Source organism: Pseudomonas sp. EL_65y_Pfl1_R83 (assembly GCF_963970695.1).
Classification (GTDB): Bacteria; Pseudomonadota; Gammaproteobacteria; order Pseudomonadales; family Pseudomonadaceae; genus Aquipseudomonas; species Aquipseudomonas tritici.
The window spans coordinates 1-21029 of sequence record NZ_CAXAQI010000025.1; the positions used below are offsets into that span (position 1 = coordinate 1).

The 21029-nt window shown below is 58.4% G+C and carries 18 protein-coding genes, 1 tRNA gene and 1 pseudogene; 12 read left to right on the top strand and 8 right to left on the bottom strand.

Annotated features, from left to right (window positions below; translation table 11 throughout):
* Positions 1-121: 121 nt before the first annotated feature.
* From AACY08_RS25975 to AACY08_RS25985, 3 genes are read right to left on the bottom strand one after another with little or no spacing between them, the layout of a single operon-like run.
* A complete protein-coding gene (locus AACY08_RS25975) occupies positions 122-283 on the bottom strand; it encodes a hypothetical protein (protein WP_339472020.1) in 162 nt (53 codons plus the stop codon).
* A gap of 50 nt (positions 284-333) precedes the next feature.
* Positions 334-858: a lysis system i-spanin subunit Rz gene (locus tag AACY08_RS25980; RefSeq protein ID WP_339472021.1), complete on the bottom strand. Its 525-nt coding sequence runs from the start codon at positions 856-858 to the stop codon at positions 334-336.
* Positions 855-1388, bottom strand: coding sequence for a glycoside hydrolase family 19 protein (locus AACY08_RS25985; protein WP_339472066.1), 534 nt, complete (start codon positions 1386-1388; stop codon positions 855-857). The genes AACY08_RS25980 and AACY08_RS25985 overlap by 4 nt, the downstream gene beginning before the upstream one ends.
* Positions 1389-1478: 90 nt before the next feature.
* Between AACY08_RS25985 and AACY08_RS25990 the strand changes: the two genes are divergently transcribed.
* Positions 1479-2558 (top strand): acyltransferase family protein, encoded by a 1080-nt coding sequence (locus AACY08_RS25990; RefSeq protein WP_339472022.1) that lies wholly within the window; start codon positions 1479-1481, stop codon positions 2556-2558.
* A 37-nt stretch (positions 2559-2595) separates the two neighbouring features.
* A pseudogene (locus AACY08_RS25995) lies at positions 2596-3623 on the top strand (IS30 family transposase).
* Positions 3624-3634: 11 nt separating this feature from the next.
* On the opposite strand, the gene AACY08_RS26000 reads toward AACY08_RS25995, so the two are convergent.
* The 3 genes from AACY08_RS26000 to pvdQ form a co-directional block, all read right to left on the bottom strand.
* Positions 3635-3928 carry a hypothetical protein gene (locus tag AACY08_RS26000; RefSeq protein WP_339472023.1) on the bottom strand — a complete coding sequence of 98 codons (294 nt, stop codon included), beginning with the start codon at positions 3926-3928 and terminating at the stop codon, positions 3635-3637.
* A gap of 375 nt (positions 3929-4303) precedes the next feature.
* Positions 4304-4377 (bottom strand) — tRNA-Cys (locus AACY08_RS26005).
* Positions 4378-4568: 191 nt separating this feature from the next.
* Entirely contained in the window at positions 4569-6875 is a 2307-nt protein-coding gene (pvdQ, locus tag AACY08_RS26010) for a bifunctional acylase PvdQ (RefSeq protein WP_339472024.1), read from the bottom strand.
* 238 nt (positions 6876-7113) lie between these two features.
* Here pvdQ and AACY08_RS26015 point away from each other — a divergent pair, with 238 nt between their 5' ends.
* Positions 7114-7494, top strand: coding sequence for a fe2+ zn2+ uptake regulation protein (locus tag AACY08_RS26015; protein ID WP_339472025.1), 381 nt, complete (start codon positions 7114-7116; stop codon positions 7492-7494).
* 15 nt (positions 7495-7509) lie between these two features.
* Here AACY08_RS26015 and AACY08_RS26020 read toward each other — a convergent pair whose 3' ends face one another.
* Positions 7510-7698 (bottom strand): hypothetical protein, encoded by a 189-nt coding sequence (locus AACY08_RS26020; RefSeq protein WP_049713137.1) that lies wholly within the window; start codon positions 7696-7698, stop codon positions 7510-7512.
* Between the two features lie 410 nt (positions 7699-8108).
* Here AACY08_RS26020 and AACY08_RS26025 point away from each other — a divergent pair, with 410 nt between their 5' ends.
* Positions 8109-11147, top strand: a complete 3039-nt coding sequence (locus AACY08_RS26025; protein ID WP_339472026.1) for a membrane-targeted effector domain-containing toxin — start codon at positions 8109-8111, stop codon at positions 11145-11147.
* A gap of 76 nt (positions 11148-11223) precedes the next feature.
* On the opposite strand, the gene AACY08_RS26030 is transcribed toward AACY08_RS26025, so the two are convergent.
* On the bottom strand, positions 11224-12135 hold the full coding sequence (locus AACY08_RS26030) for a LysR family transcriptional regulator (RefSeq protein ID WP_339472027.1): 912 nt from the start codon (positions 12133-12135) through the stop codon (positions 11224-11226).
* Between the two features lie 118 nt (positions 12136-12253).
* On the opposite strand from AACY08_RS26030, the gene AACY08_RS26035 reads away from it, so the two are divergent.
* The 8 genes from AACY08_RS26035 to glgA all read left to right on the top strand — a co-directional run bounded on the left by AACY08_RS26035 (position 12254) and on the right by glgA (position 21010).
* Positions 12254-13249, top strand: coding sequence for an aldo/keto reductase (locus tag AACY08_RS26035; RefSeq protein ID WP_339472028.1), 996 nt, complete (start codon positions 12254-12256; stop codon positions 13247-13249).
* Positions 13250-13383: 134 nt separating this feature from the next.
* Positions 13384-15378, top strand: a complete 1995-nt coding sequence (locus AACY08_RS26040; protein WP_339416067.1) for a methyl-accepting chemotaxis protein — start codon at positions 13384-13386, stop codon at positions 15376-15378.
* A gap of 82 nt (positions 15379-15460) precedes the next feature.
* Positions 15461-15919, top strand: a complete 459-nt coding sequence (locus tag AACY08_RS26045) for an SRPBCC family protein (RefSeq protein ID WP_339436403.1) — start codon at positions 15461-15463, stop codon at positions 15917-15919.
* A gap of 112 nt (positions 15920-16031) precedes the next feature.
* The gene (locus AACY08_RS26050) at positions 16032-16478 is read left to right on the top strand and encodes a DUF411 domain-containing protein (RefSeq protein ID WP_339472029.1); all 447 of its coding nucleotides are present in this window, start codon (positions 16032-16034) and stop codon (positions 16476-16478) included.
* Positions 16475-16918 carry a YqaA family protein gene (locus AACY08_RS26055; RefSeq protein ID WP_339472030.1) on the top strand — a complete coding sequence of 148 codons (444 nt, stop codon included), beginning with the start codon at positions 16475-16477 and terminating at the stop codon, positions 16916-16918. Before AACY08_RS26050 ends, AACY08_RS26055 begins: the two co-directional genes overlap by 4 nt.
* 45 nt (positions 16919-16963) lie before the next feature.
* On the top strand, positions 16964-17965 hold the full coding sequence (locus tag AACY08_RS26060; RefSeq protein ID WP_339472031.1) for an alpha/beta fold hydrolase: 1002 nt from the start codon (positions 16964-16966) through the stop codon (positions 17963-17965).
* A gap of 26 nt (positions 17966-17991) precedes the next feature.
* A complete protein-coding gene (locus AACY08_RS26065; protein ID WP_339472032.1) occupies positions 17992-18945 on the top strand; it encodes a D-2-hydroxyacid dehydrogenase family protein in 954 nt (317 codons plus the stop codon).
* 511 nt (positions 18946-19456) lie between these two features.
* Positions 19457-21010, top strand: a complete 1554-nt coding sequence (glgA, locus tag AACY08_RS26070; RefSeq protein ID WP_339472033.1) for a glycogen synthase GlgA — start codon at positions 19457-19459, stop codon at positions 21008-21010.
* Positions 21011-21029 lie beyond the last annotated feature (19 nt).

The following is a 21029-nucleotide window of genomic DNA, read 5'->3' on the forward strand; positions in this document are numbered from 1 at the left end:
GGATATCAGCCATTTTTTGATGCACCGGTACAACTGGATTCGACCGCACCAATTTAATGGTGGGCTGCCACCGGCTCAGGCTGAGAAAAAACTTAACGTCGTGTCCGGGATCAGTTGACCACTACACTAGACTCTGGAAATGATTGGAGGTAACCATCTTTATCGTTTCAGTATGCTGATTTGCCATCTGCTTGAGCTGGATCCTGGCGACCACATAAGTCGCGATTGCAGCCACAACTCCTCCCAATAATGCCCCGTAAAGACCACTGGTCAAATCCGACATGTCCTACTCCTTGGTGCTGATCGAGTGGACATATTAACTGGGCCGACCAGCTATTTCAGCTCAGAAACCCTAGCAGCGTACGATTGGCACGCCCGCAGCGCGATCAATCCTTGATCGCCGGCGTCGGTGATGGAGATAATTCGATGAGCATGCGCTGGGTCAAGTTGGGCTCGACGGGCTGCATGAACCACGCCGACGGCGCCGGTGGCGGTAGGCACGTTGCAGCCACCGGCTGAATCCGTGGCGTCGACAAGGACTGACAGCCGCACATCAGCAGTGGCAAGGCGATCGCGCAGAGCAGCCTGGGTACGTTGGGCATCGGATAATTCCTTGGTGTGTTGTTGGTCCTGGATGGCGAGCTGTTGCTCGGTGGCCAGGCGCTTATCCTGCTCGGCGCGGGCCTGGGCGGCAGCGACCATGCTGATCCTGGTCAGATCTTCTTGATGCAGGCCGGCCTGCTCGGACAGCTTCTTGCCCATCCGCCAGTCCTGCACCTGCCAGGTCACGCCCGCGCTACCGGCCATCAGCACCAGCAGCAGCATCAATAGGCCCGGCAGCTTCTGCATCGACGTCATGCCAGCACCTTCAGCGCCTTGTCGTATAGCGCCTGGCGGTCGTCCTGGCCGGTGAGCCCGCCATTGATACGCCTGGTGATCTTCGCGAACTGCCCCTGATCAGCGAGTGTATTCAGCCCCTTAGTCGACCAGAACCAAGCCGCCGACATCGCCGCGTGCTGCGGTAGCTCCAGCAGTTCCGGATTGCTGATGAGGTCCAGGCCCAGCGCCTCGCCGCATGCCGCGTAATTCGCCCGGCCCGTGATCTGGATCAGGCCGCGTCCGCGGTACTTGGAGCCGTCGCCCTTCTGTGAATTGCCGAGGTCGGCGCGGCCCTCGTACCCGGCCTGCTGTGCAGTGGGGCCCCAAATTTCACGCACCCACCGCAACTGACCGGATTCGTGCCCTACTTGGGCAATGAACGCCGCCACGCGTGCTGTGCCGACGATGCCGTAACGGTTCATGGCCGTGTTCAGGGCAGGAACAAAAACGCCGGCTTGGCGGCCGGCGTTCGGGAGGATCTGCAGCAGCTGCTGCTCGGTGATTGGCATCATCAAACCTCATCGATCATAAAGAAACATATCGAGACTGATACCGACATGCGATGTAGAATCGCTCGCCCCCAAGGAAAGAAGCCCAGGATGACCAAAGATAATCAGCGCCGAATAGTTTTCTTGGACTACATGCGCATATTTGCTTTCGCGAGCGTACTGATAGGACACAAGTTTTATCCGGCAATGGAACGCTTTGTAGCGGACCAGAACAATAGCGAGATAGCGCGGCGAGCGTTAGATTTAGCTATGCCTCTGTTTTACGGAGGTGTAGTTGGTGTAATCGTTTTTTTCTTAGTTTCAGGCTACATCATCACCCACGTACTACAGCATGAGCGACCACTTGAATTCTTAATTAAGAGGGCATTCCGAATCTATCCTCTCTATGCAGTCGCAGTCATCACGCAGACCGTCATGGATTACAAGCTACATAACGTCGCAGTTCCCGAAATAGAGACACTGATTCCTCGACTTCTGTTGCTAGGTGACTTTTTCAGCACGCCTTACTCCCTGAGCGGCGTGGAGTGGACCTTACGGGTCGAGGTTTTATTTTATGCGTACATGGCAGTACTTCGGAAATTACGCGCCTTTGAAAACCCGAAGATTCTGCCTTGGATATACGCCGCATCAGTGGCTGCCATATATTTCCTGCCAGCTTTTCCGGCCGGTAAATTTTTAGCCTATGGATATACAAGCATATACTTTGGGATATTACTTGTAGGGTCTTGCATATATCTAGTCCAATTTAGAAAAGCAACAACAGTTTTTGCTATTGCCACTTCAATCATGATAATAGCATCTTCGCTATCGATGATAGACGCTTATCAGCCGCGATGGAGCAATATGTATTTCATTTACTCTGGGCTATCTATGTTCATAGGAGCTATTTATATAGGCAAATATCTGCCAGATGGCAGACCTATAAAGTTGTTATCAAGCCTGACATTTTCGATATACCTATTTCATAACTGGCTTACTGAATATATCGCTGCGTTGATTTCTTATATAAATCCAGGCCTGCCAGCGAACGCACTCACCGCGCTGCCAATCTTGATGTTCGCTTGCTACATCGCGAGCCGCGTGATTGAAAACCCAAGCATACGAATTGGCAGGAGCGCCACAGATAGAATATCCGGGGCCATTCAAACACCGGGCGGCCGCGAAAACTGAGTGCAACACCTGATCTTTCCGGTACGGTGCTGCCCCTATGTCTTATTCCGAACTCAGCGTTGAAGAACGCGCCACCATTCAAATCGGTCATGCCCAAGGCTTGAGCCTGCGCAGGATGCCTGCTTGATCACCCGATCGCCTTCGACCATCAGCCGGGAGTTGCGCCGCAATCGAGAGGCCTGCGGCGGCTACTCGGCCCGCGTGGCCCAGCAGCAGATGCAGGCCCGCCGCCAGGTTTGTCGACCGGTGCGAAAGTTGTTGCCGGGTAGCGAGCGCTTCGAATTGGTGACCCACATGCTGCGTGAGCGTTTGTCTCCCGAGCAGATTGCCGGCAAGCTGCGCAGTATGAACATACCCAATCTCAGAGATGCCTACGTCTGTCGCGAGACGATCTATAACGCGATCTATGCCTTGCCGGTCGGCGAGTTGCGTAAGGAGCTGATCATCTGCCTGCGCCAAAGCAAGACCACGCGCAGACCGCGCTCTGGCGGCGTGGATCGGCGCGGCCAGATCCCCGAGATGGTCAGCATTCATGTGCGCCCGCCGGAGATCGAAGACCGTCTGATGCCTGGGCATTGGGAAGGCGACCTGATCAAGGGGAAGGCCAACGCCTCGTCTGTAGGCACGCTGGTGGAGCGTACCAGTGGTTATTTGATGTTGGTGAAAATGAATGATGCGACGGCAACCTCGGCGATGGAGGGCTTCAGTGCGGCGCTCAATGGCATGCCGCTGGCGATGCGCAAGAGCATGACCTACGACCAGGGCCGGGAGATGGCGCGGCATGCTGAAATCACCCAGCAGACCGGGGTGGCCATTTACTTCTGCGACCCGCACAGCCCCTGGCAGCGAGGCAGTAACGAAAACATTAACGGCCTGATCCGTCAGTACCTGCCCAAAGGGACGGACTTGTCGGGACACAGCCAAGAACAGTTGGATGCCATTGCCTTGCAACTGAATATGCGCCCCCGTAAACGCTTCGATTTCAAATGTCCGATCGAAATGATGGGTGAGGTGATGCAAATGGCCGTGGTTATGCGGCACGATGCGCCCACTTCAATTCAATAACTGTGTTGCACTCAGTTCCTGCAACCGCCATCTATAATATCATTTTTGACACCATAGCTTCCGACTTCGAACCATCCAGCGACTTGCCGCTTTGCCGGATCCGCCACCATGCCTTTGAATCTGTAAACCTGTTTGGCATCTTCAGCAATTACAAACTTATCATCAACCCTCTTGAAATAGTCCTCTAGAATATTAAAGGCATCATAGGCACCAACTTTATCAAGTTTAGAATATCTATCCTCGATCTTAATAGCGGTGCTGTTCGGGTCAAAAAAACGTATGGAGTATGGAGCGATTGCATGCATAACTGACATCCCTGTTTATGTCCGCTCTGTGGCAGGATCAATTTCAATAAGCCTAACTACAACCCTGTTCCGTCCGTGTGGCCCGCGCTCTCACGCCTAGACAAAGGGGCATTGATGCTGCCGCGTGAGCTTATGCTGGCACTGTGACTACCGCAACATGAATCAATCTTCAAGCACGCATCAGGTGCAAGTCAGTCGCCACTGACTTCCTCCAAAATGATTGTTGGCAATGCCTGTGCCAGACTCGGCGGAACCTGGCTTATCACCTACCGAAAAGACACAGGTTGCGGAAACGATCCTAAAAGTTGCGGAAACGATCCCAAATCACAGGCAATAAAAAACCCCGTAGACCATTGATCTACGGGGCTTTAAGAGTGGAGGCCGAGGTCGGAATCGAACCGGCGTAGGCGGATTTGCAATCCGCTGCATAACCATTTTGCTACTCGGCCTCAAACGATCAGTGTCTCAACGACTAACACTCACCGCATAAAAACTTGAGTGGGCTGAAGAACCCTGCCTCTACTCTAACTCATTGAATACATTGAAGTTTTTAATACTTCATTGCGTTCGATGGGCGCCATTATGTACGTATTTTCCAGTGCGTGCAACCCCTTGATTTCAAAAATATTTCGTATTGCCATCAAGGAGTTGCGTGCCTGCCCTGCTCCTTGATGTGCAGCTGTTGGTACTGCGGGTCGGCCTTGATTTGGGCTTCGGTGAAGGGCAGCGGGCTGAGTTTTTTCTGGGAGAACGCTAGGGTCTGGTCCTTGCTGTGTTTGGAGGCTGGGTTGCTGGACTCGGAGAACGCAAGTACGCCCCTGGCATGCGGCCCCTGATCGTCAAAGGTGACGATTTGCAGGTAGCTGGTGCCGCTGACGACTTCGCGTTTGCCATCGGCGCGGGGTACGGTTTGCATGGCATTGTAGACCCCCAATTCTTGCGGGCCGCCATGGACCGGGGTTTGGCCGGAGACTTGGATGTCGCCCCATGTGCTGTTGGTGCTCAGGCCGAGTTTGGCGACCTCGGCGGTGGACGTCAGCATCGCTTCTCGCAGGGCTTTGGCGACGGGTGCGCGGTCGATGGCCAGACCACGTGGGGTGATGAGAGGCTGGGCCGGGTCGAAGGCGACGCGCCAGGCGTCGGGGATTTGCTGCAGCTGTTGCACCAGGTTGATGAAGTGCACAAGGCCCACGCCGCTGTCGAGGTTGGAGCGCTGGTCCCAGTTTTTCAGGCTGGTGCACAGCGGTTGCAGCGCGGTGGTGTCGGCGCCGAGGTGTTTGGCGCAGAACGCGAGCAGGTCGGGCATGACTTGGCCCGCCAGGTACACCTCGTTGTCCATCACCATGTTTTGCAGATCGGTGACGCTGATCGGTTTATTCAGGGACTGCAGGCGTTGTAGCGCGAAGCGCGCGCGGGGGCCGAGGCCGATGTGGTCCTGGCTGATCACCGGGGAGAACCCGGTGAGTGGCGCCTTGGGGTTGACCAGCCACGCCGAGTCGTTGGAATGCTGCACGTAGTCGCTGCGTTCCAGTTGCGGCAACTGGTCGGCCGGGAAGATGCCGGCCTGGGCCGCGCGTGGGTCGATGTCCCAGGCGCAGGCGCTGCGGGCGCCGTCGAGCATGATCAGTTGCAGGCCGGCGCGAGGGTCGCTGCATTGCGACAGTTTGGCCGCGCTGACGTTGGGCACCACTGACTGGTTCATGTACAGGCTCTGGCCCTGGTCATCGGCCGCCACCGTGTTGACCCACGGGATGCCTTGCAGGGTGCGCACTGAGGTTTTCAGTTCATTGAGGCTGCTGGCGCGGTTCATCGCATACCACTGTTGCAGCACGCGGTCGTTGCCCAGGTTGGCATCGCGTAGGCTGAAGGCGTGCTGCCTATCCCAATCGAGCTTGCCCGGCCACTGCACTACCGGGCCGAACTGCGAGCTATAGACCGTGTGCGACTGGTTCTTGAGGCTGCCATCGGCTTGTTTGACCCGCACCTTCACCGTGGTTTTATCCAGGGCAACAGATTTGCCATCGAGCATGTAGCGCGTGGAATCCTTGGGGTCCAGGGTCAGGCGGTACAGGGTGAAGTGCTTGGACGTATCCACCGTATGGGTCCACGCCACATGCTGATTGAAGCCGATATTGATCACCGGTAAGCCCGGCAGCGCGGCCCCCATCACATCCAACTGGCCGGGGATGGTCAGGTGCATCTCATAAAACCGCATGCCACCCACCCACGGGAAGTGCGGATTGGCCAGCAGCATACCGCGCCCATTGAATGAGCGATCCCGCCCCACCGCCACCGCGTTACTGCCGCGATCGAAGGCGAAGCGCTGTTGGTTGGCGGCGGCCAGTTCAAACGCCTTGGCGCTGGTCGGCGCACTGGCCGTCGCTTGTGGAGGTGTCGCGCCGACCAGCGCGTCGGCGAATTGGCCTACACCACCTTCCACCAGCAGCCTACGGGTCAGTTTGACCAGGTCTTCAGCCACCAGTGGCCGTACCCACGCCGCCTGGCACTGTGCCGGCGCGCCCTGCTCTTTCAGGTAGCGGTTGTAGCCGGCCACATAACCTTCAATACGCTGCTGGATCTGTGGGCTCTGCGCTTTCCAGAACGCGGCGACGGCGTCCGGCGTATTCAGCCAGGTAAAGAACACATCGCTGGCCAGGTTGGTGCGCTCTCCCAAGATAGTCTGCTCCGGGCCAAAGAAGCTGGCGCGCTGGCCATTCACCGTGACCACTTCATTTGCCAGCAAGCACAGGTTGTCCTGGGCGTAGGCGTAGCCAATGCCGAAGCCCAGGCCACGCTCGTCATTGGCGCGGATGTGCGGCACGCCGTAGCTGGTACGCCGGATATCCGCCGACGCTTGCGTCACCTGCTCCCGCGCCAAAGCAGCCAGGCTCAATCCCAGCAACACCCCAGCCACACATACCCTGGACAACCCATTGGAAATAATCACGCAGACTCCACAGTCAGATTTAACCGCCTCACGCGGGGCAATAACCCCACCGTAAGAACGCAAACCACCGGGAATAATTTAGCAAGGGGCGAGGTTTATTGAAGACGGCGCGAACGTAACAAAACCGATACCGACGAATTTTCTACATCCGGCACTTCATGATTTCGCTCGCTCGTTCGTCTTATTAACCAAGAGCGCTCATTTTTTTCCTGATCAGGCTCTGATAGGGAGTTTTAGCATGTACAACCCGCAAGTGCCCACGGATGGACATTCACCGGCTGCAGAGACCCATTTTGGCAGCGGTACACACGTGTTCGGCAAAACGCCGGAACAGCAAGGCAACCAGCGTATTCGCCACCTGCTCAAGTGTTTTGGCTTGCGCACCAGCCTGATCCGGCTGAAGGTCATTGACGCCCTGCTCACCGCCGCCGACAACCGACGCAGCCTCGGCGTGCGCGGCGTGCACAGCCATTTGCTGGAGCTGGGCATTCCGCTGTCATTTCTCAGCGTGCGCGAGGTGCTCAAGCGTCTGTGCAGCGAAGGCGTGATCACCCTCAATGCAGATAAAAGCTACAGCCTCCACGAAGAGGCTGCCAAGGTGATCGAAGGTCGCACCTGAGGCGCGATCTAGCGCTTAGAGCTTGACCTTGCGGCGCATGACACCGTTGATCACCACGACGACCACTGCGACGGCAATGGCGATGGTCTGGAACGTTTTCTCACTGATAACCCCAGTGTTCTGCAGGTAGGACAGGCCGAACATCGTCGCCAGTACGGCCAGGGCAATCAGAATCGAATATTTCAAACGTTGCTTTTGTGTCATGACGGGTTCCTGAACCTGAAAAATATAGCCGCTGTGAACGGGCCGACAGGCGCTCATGTTACAGGTGATGAAAAACTTTGGCTTGTCCGGCTGGATTTAGCCATCGACCGGCGGTACTCCATTAACACCCGATCACACTGTGAAAGGGAACGGCAACGGCGAGCACTGCCAATCAGAATTGTGCCTTTTCGACAGAAAGTCTGAAAGAACGCGCAGAACCTCTGAATTCACAGGTATTCGTTATGACCGCCAACAGCAGTGCCGCCAGGCTCCACTCAATTTCGCCTCCCCCCTATGCATCGCCAATGCAGCCAGACACTGTCACTGCAACGCAACCGATAAAGGCTGTGCCATCTTCCCCTGCGCCTAGACCGGGCCCTTTCAGTGGAGCCCTGGGCTGGCCCGTGCCATTGAGCGCGGAACAACAGCGAATAATCGAAAACCTCGTCGACCGTAACACCGCGCAGTTGGAAGGATTACCGCTGATCATGCGGCGCCACGGTGCATTGGGCTACCTGCTCCAAGGGCGGCGCCTGTCCCCACTGGAACTGCGCGATCCTGCCAAGGCGTTGGAACTGCTGCTCGATACCCCGCGCGCACGAGCGCTGGGCAAGGCAATAGAGTCAGCATTGGCGGGTTTTCCAAATGCCACCCGTCGAGAGGATTATGTACTGGCGGCTATCCAGATAGGTCTGGATCCCGAGTCAATGACGGCTCCGGGCAGGAGCACCGTTGCTGGCTACAACCTTGCCCAAAACGATCATTGGGGTAAACCGGCCTCAGCAGTGATCAACGGTTTAAGCCGCCACCTGGAGGGTGAGCGGCGTAGCGAAGCCGGTGACTTGGCGGCCCGGCTATTGCTGGCTCGGGTGGCACCGCAGTTTTTGCTAAAGGACATCCCTGACCATGTGGTCTATGGCAGCCACGCCTGGGCCACGCTGAGCATTCTGGTCGCCAGGCAAGAAGCCCACGTGCCGGGCTCGGCAAAAGAGATGACGTACCCTCAGCTCTTGGAAACAGCGGAGAACCTGGCGCCGCCTGCCTCCGAAGCGGCGCAGCGAGCAGCGTTGATCGACTGGGGGGTATGCAACGGTTATCTGCGCATCAGAAACGACGAGCATTACGGCAAGGATGAACTTAATCTGGCGCGAACTGCATTCAATGAGCAACTGGACCAAATGAAAGCGGCCTCGGGGCAACTGGACATCAAGCTACCGAGCCGCAAAGCGATGGCCCTGGCCGTACTCAAGCAAGCATTTCCGGATATTGATCAGCGTGTGTTTGAAATCAGGGGCTTGTCGATCAAGGATCGAGCGTTCAACCCAGGTTCGCGCTCGATGCTCGACATTGTCATGGAAGGGAATACCCTGGGTCCCTCCGATCTCTGGGAGACCCGCGACAGGCGTATTCCCATTGACGCATTCAACACGTGGAGCAAAACCGCAGCTGCCGACATCGCCGTTGAATTCGAGCCTGCATTGAACAGGCAAAAAGACCTTCACGCCACGCTGGTCAAGCAATTAGTGGCTCGACTGCCACTTGAAGACCGCACACGTTTTGCTAATGGGAAGCTCGAGTTCTTCAAGGAAAACACCTACGCGCCGGGTCTGCTTTCAGACACCCTTGAACGTCGAAAAAACAGCCTGTTGGTAAAAATCCAACACAATAAAAAAGACTTTGTCTACGAGCTTGACCCGGAGCATGGCCTGATCCGGGAACGACCCTTGCTGGAGGGAAAGATCCCAAGTAGTCGGCGTTTCTACAACATGATCCACAAGGTTGAGCGCTTTACACCTAAGGACAACAACACCGCGCATCTGCGTGAGGCACGGGTGGGTGACAGCTATCGATCGCCCCAGAGTTTTTCCAGTGAGCGCACTCGCCACATCGCCGACGCCTACGTCGAAGCACTCGGCCTTGACGCGCAGTCCAGGGGACTGACCTCCTTTGATAAAGAACGCGGACAACAGGAAGGATTGAAACAATTCCTGCTCGACCTCATCCCCCTGCGCTCGGCTATCAATAACTTCCAGGACGGCAACTACGGCGCAGGCCTGACGGACCTGGCCATCGATATCTTCGGCTTCGTTACCGCCGGGCTCGGTGCCGGTGCGAAGGTCGTGAAGGCGAGCTCCGCCGCAGTTTCTGGGGTGCAAAAAGCCCTCAAGGTGGCCAGGATACTGGGGGCCACGGCGATAAGTGAACTTAATCCAGTGAGTGGCGTAACGGATGTGATCAGAGGTACCGCAAACGTCATTGGCAAAGGAGCCAACTTCGCCGTGGAGCGCTATCGTTCCCTGTTCCGAGCCGCCGATGGAGCTGACTTGTTGGCCGCCAGTAAGAAACATGGCATCGCCGCCAGCGGTGAACTGCTGGTCGGCGACGCACGTGTCGAAACCATCGCCGTTTTCCACGAAGATCGTTGGTATCACTACGACCCCGTGACTCAGAAACCCTATGGTCCGCCACTCGACTACTTCACCCCTGCAAGCTGGGCGCAGTCCAATACGTTGATGCCGGCCAGCCGAACCTCGTCCGTCGTAGGCAACCATCGCTATAACCCGGTAGCTCTGAATTCGTACCCTCCTTTCCCGCCAACGATTGCGCCCACCCTGCCGCAGAAAACCGACCATTTAATGCCGGGTGAATACCTGAAAAATACCCAAGCCAAAGAGGTGCATGCCCATTTCACCCCATCGCGACTGGGGGCGACCCGGCAAAAATTTCTTAATGACATGAGTACGTTCTATATCCCGGCCACCGTCCCTGCAACGCGCCCACCGCTGCCGGTCCTTAACGGTTCGACTGCCCCGAATGACCTTATCGAGAAAGCGCTGGACCAAAATAATACGCTGGTATTTGGTGAGTCCCATCAAGGCATGTCGAGCTTTCAAACGCTCTACGATGCGATGGACACATTTCAGGCAAAGGGGGTCAGATCTTTTTTTTGCGAAGGACTGCTGCCCAAAAGCAACGGTGGCTGGCGCGACGCCGGCCTGGGCACTGTCGCCCATGATGCACGGACACCGGGCAAGTTTCCGACCTTGGCCGACTTGTTGAAAAAAGCCGAGCTCAATGGCATCAAGGTCATCCCGCTCGAACACTACTGGCTGACGAAACGTAAGGACGTGTCGGGTACCTACCACAACATCCGGCCTGATACGGCGTTATCCAAACAGCGCCTGGAAGAATTCAACTATTTTGCTACACGAACTATCGAGCAACATGCCAACGGCGGAAAATCTGTGGTGTTGGTCGGCCGTTCACACATGATGACGTGTGAAGGTGTGCCGGGCATCGCGGAACTCACCAATGGCATCGGCATCGGCATTTATGAAGGCTCGCAGACCATCGCCTCGAAAAGTACCTACCGCATCCCTAATCCCAATCAATCACTGCAAAAGGGTGACATGGCGGGTGATTTTCAAATATTCAGGAAAGTTGTTTAGTGCTCACACTGCGCGGACTCACGCCGGGGCGGCGAGGATTTAATACCCCACCCGGCGCTTATCGCAAGGCGCACGCCTAGCGTTGCAACCCGGTGCCAGGTTGAGCGCATAGTTCAACCAACCAATCCACGAAGACGCGCACGCGCTGGGACAGCTGGCGATGCGGTGGATACAGAGCCGTCAGGGCCATCTTCGGCACCGCCAACCTTGGTAGCACCTCCACCAGCGTGCCTTCGGCCAATTGGCGCATTGCGTGATAATTCGGCGCCTGTATCAGGCCGAACCCGGCTTCGCATGCGGCAAAGTAGCCGTCGGAACTGTTCACCGCCAACCCTTTGAGCAGGTTGACCGTCTGTAATTCGCCGCCCACCTCAAACTCCAGGCCGAACCGTTTGCCGCTGGCGCTGGAGACGTACTCGACCATCTGGTGATCGACCAGGTCTTCGAATGAAGTGGGAACCCCTCTGCGCGCCAGGTACTCCGGACTCGCCAGGGTGAGTTGATCCATCATCGCCAAAGGCCTCGCCACCAGCGATTCGTCCAGGGCCAGGCCGCCGCGCAGCACGCAATCCACGCCCTCGCGGATCAGGTCCACCGGGCGGTCGTTAAGGCCGATCTCCAGTTCGATCTGCGGGTAGCGCGCAGCGAATGACGGCAATGCGGGGATCACGATCAAGCGGCCAATGCCCGACGGCATATCCACGCTCAGGGTGCCGCGCGGGTTCTGGCGCTGGGTGGAAAACACCGCTTCGGTTTCTTCCAGGTCTGTCAGCAGTTGTACGCAGCGCTGGTAATACGCGGCGCCATCCAATGTAGGGCTGACTTGACGCGTGGTGCGTTGCAACAGTTGCACGCCCAGGTGTGCTTCCAATTGCTTGATCAGGATGGTCACCGAAGCGCGTGGCAATTGCAGGCTGTCGGCCGCCTTGGCAAAGCCGCGCAGTTCGACGATCCGTGTGAACACGCGCATCGCGTTAAAACGGTCCAAGTGCAGGGTCTCCATTGGATTATTTAGATAATACGAACAGTGATAGCACTTTTAGCCGGTTTATCCAGTTTTTGTCGAGCGTGACAATGGAGTCCTTCCCCATCAAGGAGCTGACCCCATGCACACCCGTCCACTCGGTACAAACGGCCCACTCGTCTCCGCCATCGGCCTCGGCTGTATGGGCATGAGCGATTTCTACACGCCTGGCAACGACACTCGGGAAGCCACCGCCACCCTGCATCGCGCGTTGGAGCTGGGCATCAATTTCCTGGACACTGCTGACATGTACGGCCCGCACACCAATGAACAACTGATCGGCAAAGCCATCGCTGGCAAACGCGAGCAGGTGTTCCTGGCCAGCAAGTTCGGCATCCTTCGCGACCCGGCCAACCCCGCGTTGCGCGGCGTCAATGGCCGCCCCGAGTACATCCGCGAAGCCATCAACGGCACCCTGCAGCGCCTGGGTGTAGAAACCCTGGACCTGTACTACCAGCACCGTATCGACCCGGAGGTCGCCATCGAAGAAACCATCGGCGCGATGGCCGAGCTCGTGCAACAAGGCAAGGTGCGTTACTTGGGCCTGAGCGAAGCCTGCGCCGCCACCCTGGAACGCGCTCACAACGTGCATCCGATCAGTGCCCTGCAAAGCGAGTACTCGTTGTGGAGCCGCGACCAGGAATACAACGGTTGCCTCGCCACCTGCCAGCGCCTGGGTATCGCATTTGTACCCTATAGCCCGCTCGGCCGTGGCTTCCTCACGGGCGCCCTGAAAAGCCCGGATGACTTCGGCGCCGATGATTACCGTCGCTTCAACCCGCGCTTCCAAGGCGGAAACTTCGTCAAAAACCTGCAACTGGTGCAGCAAGTGCAGGCGCTGGCAGCCGATAAAGGTGTCAGCGCCGGGCAACTTGCGCTGGCCTGGGTATTGGCGCAGGGCGATTACATCATTCCGATTCCCGGCACCAAGCAGCGCAAGTACCTGGAAGAAAATGCGGCGGCCGTTTCAATCAACCTCAGCCAGGCAGAACTGGCAGCACTGGAGGCGATCTTCCCCGCCGACGCTCCCGCCGGCTTGCGCTACCCCGCGGCGGTAATGGCCATGCTGGATATCTGATCAAAGGAGCGCCCTCAAAAGGCGCTCTTTTTTTCTTGTACGAGGGTACCTAAAGCTCCTGCTATCCAAGCCGATAGCCCTACGAAGCTCTAATAAAGCCGCGTCGACAATAAACGCTTCGTAAGGACGACCTCATGCCCACACTGCGCTCCATCCAAGCCCGCTATACCCTGTTCCTGGTGCTGTTCGTCCTGGTCTTATTTGTATTGACCGTGGTGGGAATCGGCCAGTTGGTCGCGCCTACGCTGCGTCATACCGAAGAACAGGTGGTGCTCAACCGCATCGCTGAGGTCGCCGAGCAAATCCAGGGCGAGCTGAACAAGGTTCAGTCCCAGCAACGCACCATCACTCAGACCATCCCTTTGCTCGACAGCGATGCCATCGACAAAGTCCTCCCAGGCCTGGTCGACCAGTACGGCGAGCTGAAAGTCTTCGGTGGCGGGATCTGGCCGTTACCCAATCAACGCACGCCTGGACGCAACAAGCACAGCACGTTCTGGCACCGTGATGCCTCCGGCAAGCTGGCGGTGAATACGTTCTGGAACAGCGACCCCGCACCTAACTACTACGACCAGAGCTGGTACAAAGGTGGCCTGGCCTCGCCGCGCGGCCAATGCGCCTGGGCCGCCGCCTACAAGGATGACGCCAGCCAGGAGCCGCGTACCAACTGCGCCATGGCGATCCAGCGCGACGGCGTGCCGTATGGTGTCGCCACCATCGACGTGACCCTGGGTTTCTTCAACGACCTGGTGGCCAGCAAAGAAAAAGACATCGGCGGGCAAATGCTGATCGTCGAAGGCGACGGCAAGATCATCAGCAACAGCACGCGCATCAGCAGCCCCGTGGTGTTGAAAAACATCAGCGAACTCAGCGGCTCCTCGGCGTTTGCCGCCCAGGTCAGCAAGGCCCTGGCCCAGCGCGACCAGGCGCTGCAACGCAGCGAGTTCGACAACCAGGGCGTGGCCAGCACCTTTTATATGCGCCCGATCGCCGGCACGCCGTGGTTCCTTGCCACCGCCCTGCCCACCTCGCTGATTACCGCCCAGCGCGATGACGTACTCGGCACCCTGGCCCTGCTGCAAATTCCCATGGTATTGCTGCTGGTGCTGCTCGCGGTGTATGCGATCCGCCAACTGGTGCAGCGCATGAAGTCGCTGAAAACCAATATCGACGCACTGTCCGCCGGCGATGCCGACCTGACGCGACGCATCACCATCCGCGCAGAAGACGAACTGGGTGCCATTGGTCACTCGGTGAACCACTTTATTGTCTACTTGCAGAACATGATCGGCGAAGTCACCCAAGCCACCGGCGCCATGTCGTCGAGCCTTGAGCAACTGCAGCGGACCTCGGCGCACACCAACCAGATTCTGGTGCGGCACGCCTCGGAAACCGACCAGACGGTAACCGCCATCACCGAAATGAGCTCCACCGCCGACACCGTCGCGCAAAACGCCGCCGAAACCGCTGCGTTCACCCAGCGCGCCAATGAGCACGCTGACCGTTCCCGCGTGGTTGTGGGTGAGGCCTCCAACAGCGTCAGCGCCTTGATAGGCGAAGTCTCCAGCGCCACCCACAGCGTGGAAAACATGCGCCAGGACGCCGCACGCATCACCGAAACCCTCGGCGTGATCGGTGCAATTGCCGGCCAGACCAACCTGCTCGCCCTCAACGCCGCGATTGAAGCGGCGCGGGCCGGGGAACAAGGCCGTGGTTTTGCGGTGGTCGCCGATGAAGTCCGCGCCCTCGCCGCACGCACTCAGGCCAGCACCTCGCAGATCAACGAAATGCTCACCCGCCTGACCGCGGGCGTCAGTTCCTCGGTAGCCGCCATGGAAAACACCCAGGCCAGCTGTCAGTCGGCGGCGGATGCCACGGCGCGGGTGAACACCGGCCTGGACGAAATGGCAGGTTCCGTCAGCCATATCAACAACCTCAGCACCCAGATCGCCACGGCCGCCGAGCAGCAAAGCGCAGTGACCGAGGAGATCAACCGCAGCATGGTGCAGATCCGACAAATGGTCGAAGAGCTGGTAGAGAGCGGCCACGCCACTGAAACCAATACCCAGAGCCTGCTGGATGCGAATGGCCGGGTGATTGCCTTGATGAGTCGCTTCAAAGTGCGGTGATAAATGGCTGAAACACTCCCGTGCCAAAGCGCGGGAGTGGGACTATTCTGACAGTTCGAAGACGCCACACAGGAGGTGTGCCATGCGCGCAGCCGAGCAGTCGTTCCGCTTGGAGCGGATCAGTCAGGAACGCTTTATCCAGGCTCCCATCGAAGCCGTTTACGACTATGTGACCCAACCGGATCGCTGGCACGAATGGCACCCCACCTCCCTCAGCGCCGACACTGGCACCACCGGCTCACTGCCCGCCGGCGCACGTTTCACCGAGTTCATCGACTTGCTGGGTGTGCGTGTGCCGATGAGTTACCGCGTACAGATCGCCCGGCGCCCCGGCGAATTCAAGACGGTGTTCACCTCCCTGGCGGTTGATGGCTCCATCCACTATTTCCTGCTGCCCCATCAAGGCGGCACGCTGTTCAAGCGTGTATTGACGTATGAAACCGAATTGCAGCTGACCACGTTGCGTGAACGCATGATCGAACTCTCGGCGATTGCCCTCGGCCAGCTCAAGCATCGGATGGAAAATCCCCCCTTCGTATAATTTTGAAACATTCCCGCCCTGCCTGCGGAGCTGTGGAAGCTGGCCTGCTTGTAACGACGCCGTCATGATCGCCGCCATCCCAACGGCTAACGCCTGCACGCGAGTCTCCCCTATGAAAAGCACATTACGCTTGGCCCTGCTGTCTGCCCTGTTCACCACCACCCTCGCCCAGGCCGCCGACCTGATTCCCATCGACGTGCACCGTGACGCCAACTGCGGCTGTTGCAAAAAGTGGATCAGCCATCTGGAAAGTAACGGTTTCAAGGTCAACGACCACGTGGAAGCCGACATGAGCGCCGTCAAACAACGCCTGGGCGTGGCACCGCGCCTGGGCTCGTGCCATACCGCCGTGATCGACGGCAAATTCGTTGAAGGCCATGTGCCCGCCGATCAAGTGCTGGCCCTGCGCAAACGCAACGACCTGCTGGGCATTGCTGCACCGGGCATGCCCATGGGCTCACCGGGCATGGAAGTGAAAGGCCGCAGCGAGGCCTATCAAGTCATCGGGCTGACCCGTGAGGGTAAAGATGTCGTGGTGGCTGAATACCCGGCGCAATGATCGCGGGCTACCTGGGATTATTCTTCGCGGCGTTTGGCGCCGCGACCTTACTGCCACTGCAATCGGAAGCCGTGATGGTCGGCCTGCTGCTCAGCGGGCATTACAGCCTAGGGCTGTTGCTGGGGGCTGCCACGCTGGGCAACGTGCTGGGGTCGGTGGTTAACTGGTGGCTCGGACGCTGGGTTGAGCACTTTAAGGAACGGCGCTGGTTTGCGGTCAGCAACAGGCAGTTGGACAAAGCCCGTCAACATTACGCGCGATGGGGGCATTGGACCCTTTTGCTCAGTTGGGTGCCGATCATTGGCGACCCGCTGACGTTGGTCGCCGGGGTGATGCGTGAGCCTCTGTGGCGATTCCTGCTGCTGGTGACCCTGGCCAAAAGCGTGCGTTATGGCGTGCTCGCGGCAATCACCTTACAGTGGGTGTTAATCCCCACTTAATCCCCTCGCAACAGCATCCGAGCACCCTTTTTCGGAGCCCCGCCAATGCCTCTGACCCGTGCTTTTTGCATCGCCGGCCTGCTCGCGGCCAGTACCGCCCCGGCGTTCGCCGCGACCTACGGCCCCGAGCTGCAAGGCTTCGAATACCCCTACCCACTTCAGCATTTCGAATTTGAATCCCAGGGCAAGGCCTTGCAAATGGGCTATATGGACGTGCCCGCCAAAGGGCAGGCCAACGGCCGCAGCGTGGTGCTGATGCACGGCAAGAATTTCTGCGGCGCCACATGGGAAGGCTCGATCAAAGCCCTGAGCGACGCCGGTTACCGGGTGATCGCGCCGGACCAGATCGGCTTCTGTAGCGCCAGCAAGCCCGATCACTATCAATACAGCTTCCAGCAACTGGCAACCAACACCCACCAGTTGCTGGAAAAGCTCGGCATTCAAAAAGCCACCCTCATCGGTCACTCCACCGGCGGCATGCTTGCCACGCGCTATGCACTGATGTACCCCGCGCAGACCGAACAGCTTGGGCTGGTCAATCCGATTGGCCTGGAAGATTGGAAGGCCTTGGGCGTGCCTTCCCTCACCGTCGACCAATGGTATGAGCGCGAGCTGAAAGTCAGCGCCGAAGGCATTCGCAACTACCAACTCACCACCTATTACGTCGGGCGCTGGAAGCCGGAATACGAGCGCTGGGTGGACATGTACGCCGGCCTGAGCAACGGCCCGGGGCATACGCTGGTCGCGTGGAATTCGGCGTTGATTTACGACATGATCTTCACCCAGCCGGTGTACTACGAGTTCAAGAACCTGCAAATGCCCACGCTGCTGCTGATCGGCACGTCCGACAACACCGCCCTTGGCAAAGACGTCGCACCGCCAGCGGTCAAGGCCCAGCTCGGCAACTATGCCGTGCTGGGCAAGCAAGTCGCCAAGTTGATTCCCCATGCAACGCTGGTGGAATTCCCAGGCTTGGGGCATGCACCGCAGATGGAGGAACCGGCCCAGTTTCACAAAGCCCTGTTGCAGGGGCTGAACGCGCTCTAATCCAACCTTTTTCGAGGTGCTCGTGAATGTCGGTACAGATCGCAGTCATTGATGATTGGCAGAATGTGGCCAGTGGCGTGGTGGATTGGTCGGTCCTGCAGGCCGTGGGCAATGTGCACTTTCTGCACGATTACCCGGCAGATACTGCCACCATGATCGAGCGTTTGAAGGGCTTTGCGGTGATTTGCGTGATGCGCGAACGCTCGACCTTCGACAAAGCCCTGCTGCAAGGCCTGCCTGCGCTCAAATTGCTGGTGACCGGCGGCATGCGCAACGCGGCGATCGACATTCGTGCTGCCAAGGCCCTGGGCATCACGGTATGCGGCACCGACAGCTATAAACACGCGGCGCCGGAACTGACCTGGGCGTTGATCATGGCCTCCACCCGTAACGTGGTGGCCGAAGCCAACTCGTTGCGTGCTGGCCACTGGCAGGTTGGCCTCGGCGGCGACCTGTATGGCAAGACCCTGAGCATTCTCGGGCTCGGTAGCATTGGCCAGAAGGTCGCGCAATTCGCCCAGGTGTTCGGCATGCGCGTGATTGCCTGGAGCGAAAACCTTACGCCTGAGCGTGCCGCACAGTCAGGCGTTACGTGGGTCAGCAAGAGAGAGCTGTTTGAACAGGCCGACGTCCTCACCGTGCACCTGGTACTCAGCGACCGCAGTCGTGGTTTAGTGGATGCCGAGGCCCTGGGTTGGATGAAGCCCACTGCCCACTTGGTCAATACCGCACGTGGGCCGATTGTGGATGAGCAGGCGCTGGTGCATGCACTGGAAACCGGGCGCCTGGCGGGGGCGGCGCTGGATGTATACGCCGAGGAACCGTTGCCGGTGGAGCACCCGTTCCGCCGCTTGGCAAATGTGCTGGCCACGCCACACGTGGGGTATGTAAGCCAGCAGAATTACCGGCAGTTCTATTCTCAGATGATCGAAGATATCCACGCTTGGACAAACGGCCTGCCCATTCGCGTGCTGGGCTAACGCACCATTCAAGGGCAACCCTCTTGCAGTGAGCGGGCTTGCCCCGCGCTGGGGCGCGAAGCGGCCCCAAAACCGTCACACTGGGGTTTCACTGCAGCACCGCGCAAACTAGATTAGGAGCGCTGCGCACTCCGGCGCGGGAAAAGCCCGCTCACTACAACCCCCTCCCTTCGCGCAAAGCATATCGTTACAAGTATTTTGTCCTACAAAATTCTCGTATAAACCCTACAGGCTCTAGGATCTGTCCTAGACTGATGGCCGATGGGTCCGTTTCAAAACAAAAACCCCGCGAAAATAATCGAAACTTTCCAACTCTGCCGTAGGTCAGGTTGAGGGTAAGGCGTGCAAAAGCGGTTCATACCAGATGCCGTCTATCCAATCTTTTTAAGCTAACCGTGCAACTGGCATACGACTTGCCAGTTTCGTCATGCACTTATGCGCTTGGCCGCAGGATGCGGTCATCGGAGCTAGTGGCAGCGGGCCACTAGCCGGCCAACACGTGGAGATAACTATGAACAGTGCCGCTGCAAGTATTCAGGGAGAGCGTGTTAGTAAGCCAGTTGGCGGGTCGACCTCTTTAGTCGACCTCAACACGGCGCGGCCCGTCCCAAGCCACAATCCAAATCGTAAAAAGGTGCTGTTCGTCACGTCCGAATTTGCCGACCTTGTCAAAACCGGCGGGCTGGGCGATGTGTCTGCGGCGCTGCCCCGCGCCATGGCCCATCTGCACGATGTCCGGGTGCTGATCCCTGGTTACCCGCAGGTGATGGAAAGCGATAACCCGATCCACATCATTGGTGAGCTGGGTGGCCACGCCGCGTTGCCGCCGTGCAAGATCGGGCGCATGGACCTCAAGGACGGTCTGGTCATCTATGTATTGATCTGCCCCGAGCTTTACGAACGGGAAGGCACGCCCTACGGCGCCAACAACGGCCGTGACTGGCCGGACAACCATATTCGCTTCGCCCGCCTGGGCCTGGCCGCCGCTGACATGGCCGCCAACCTGGCGCAGATTCACTGGTGCCCGGACCTGGTGCACGCCCACGACTGGCCCGCTGGCCTTGCCCCGGCCTATATGCACTGGCGTGGGTCACGCACCCCGACGCTGTTCACCATCCACAACCTGGCCTACCAGGGCGTGATCAGCCTGGCCTCCACGCCAGAGTTGGGTATTCCCCCCCACGCCTTGCAACAGGAAGGCATGGAGTTCTACGGGAAGATGTCGTTCCTCAAGGCCGGCATGGCGTATTCCAGCCATATCACCACTGTGAGCGCGACCTACGCCCGGGAAATCACCACCCCGGAATTCGGCTGCGGCCTTGATGGCTTTTTGGCCAGCAAGACCCAGCAAGGTCTGCTCAGCGGCATTCCCAACGGGATCGAAGACAGCTGGGAAACCTCCACTGATCCGCACCTGACGCACAACTTCAATATCGGCGACTGGGAAGGCAAGGCAATCAACGCCGCCCAAGTGCGCAACCTGTTCGGTTTGAATGAATCGACCGGCCCGCTGTTCGCCGTCGTGTCGCGCCTGGTGTTCCAGAAAGGCCTCGACCTCACCGAGGCCGTTGCCAGCTTTATCGTCGAGCAAGGTGGGCAGATCGCGATCATCGGTCGCGGCGAGCCGGAAGAAGAGAATGCCATGCGTGAACTGGCGCTGCGCTTCCCTGGCCAAATCGGCGTGCGCATCGGTTTCAACGAGACGGATGCCCGACGCATGTTCGCCGGCAGCGATTTCTTGTTGATGCCGTCGCGCTACGAGCCCTGCGGTCTCAGCCAAATGTATGCCCAGCGCTTCGGTTCGCTGCCCGTCGCCCGTAACACCGGTGGCTTGGCCGACACCATCGAAAATGGCGTGACCGGGTTCCTGTTCAATGAATCCACCGTCGACAGCTACAAAGAAGCCTTGAACCGAGCGTTCAAGGTGTTTGCCTTCCCAGGCCTGCTCAATGCCATGCGCAGCCGGGCAATGACGCAGCCATTCAACTGGAGCCAGGCGGTGGAACCCTACGCCGAGCTCTACGAACAACTGGTGGCTAAGGCACTGGGGAAATCCGCTAAATAATCGAAGGAAGGTCTCTATA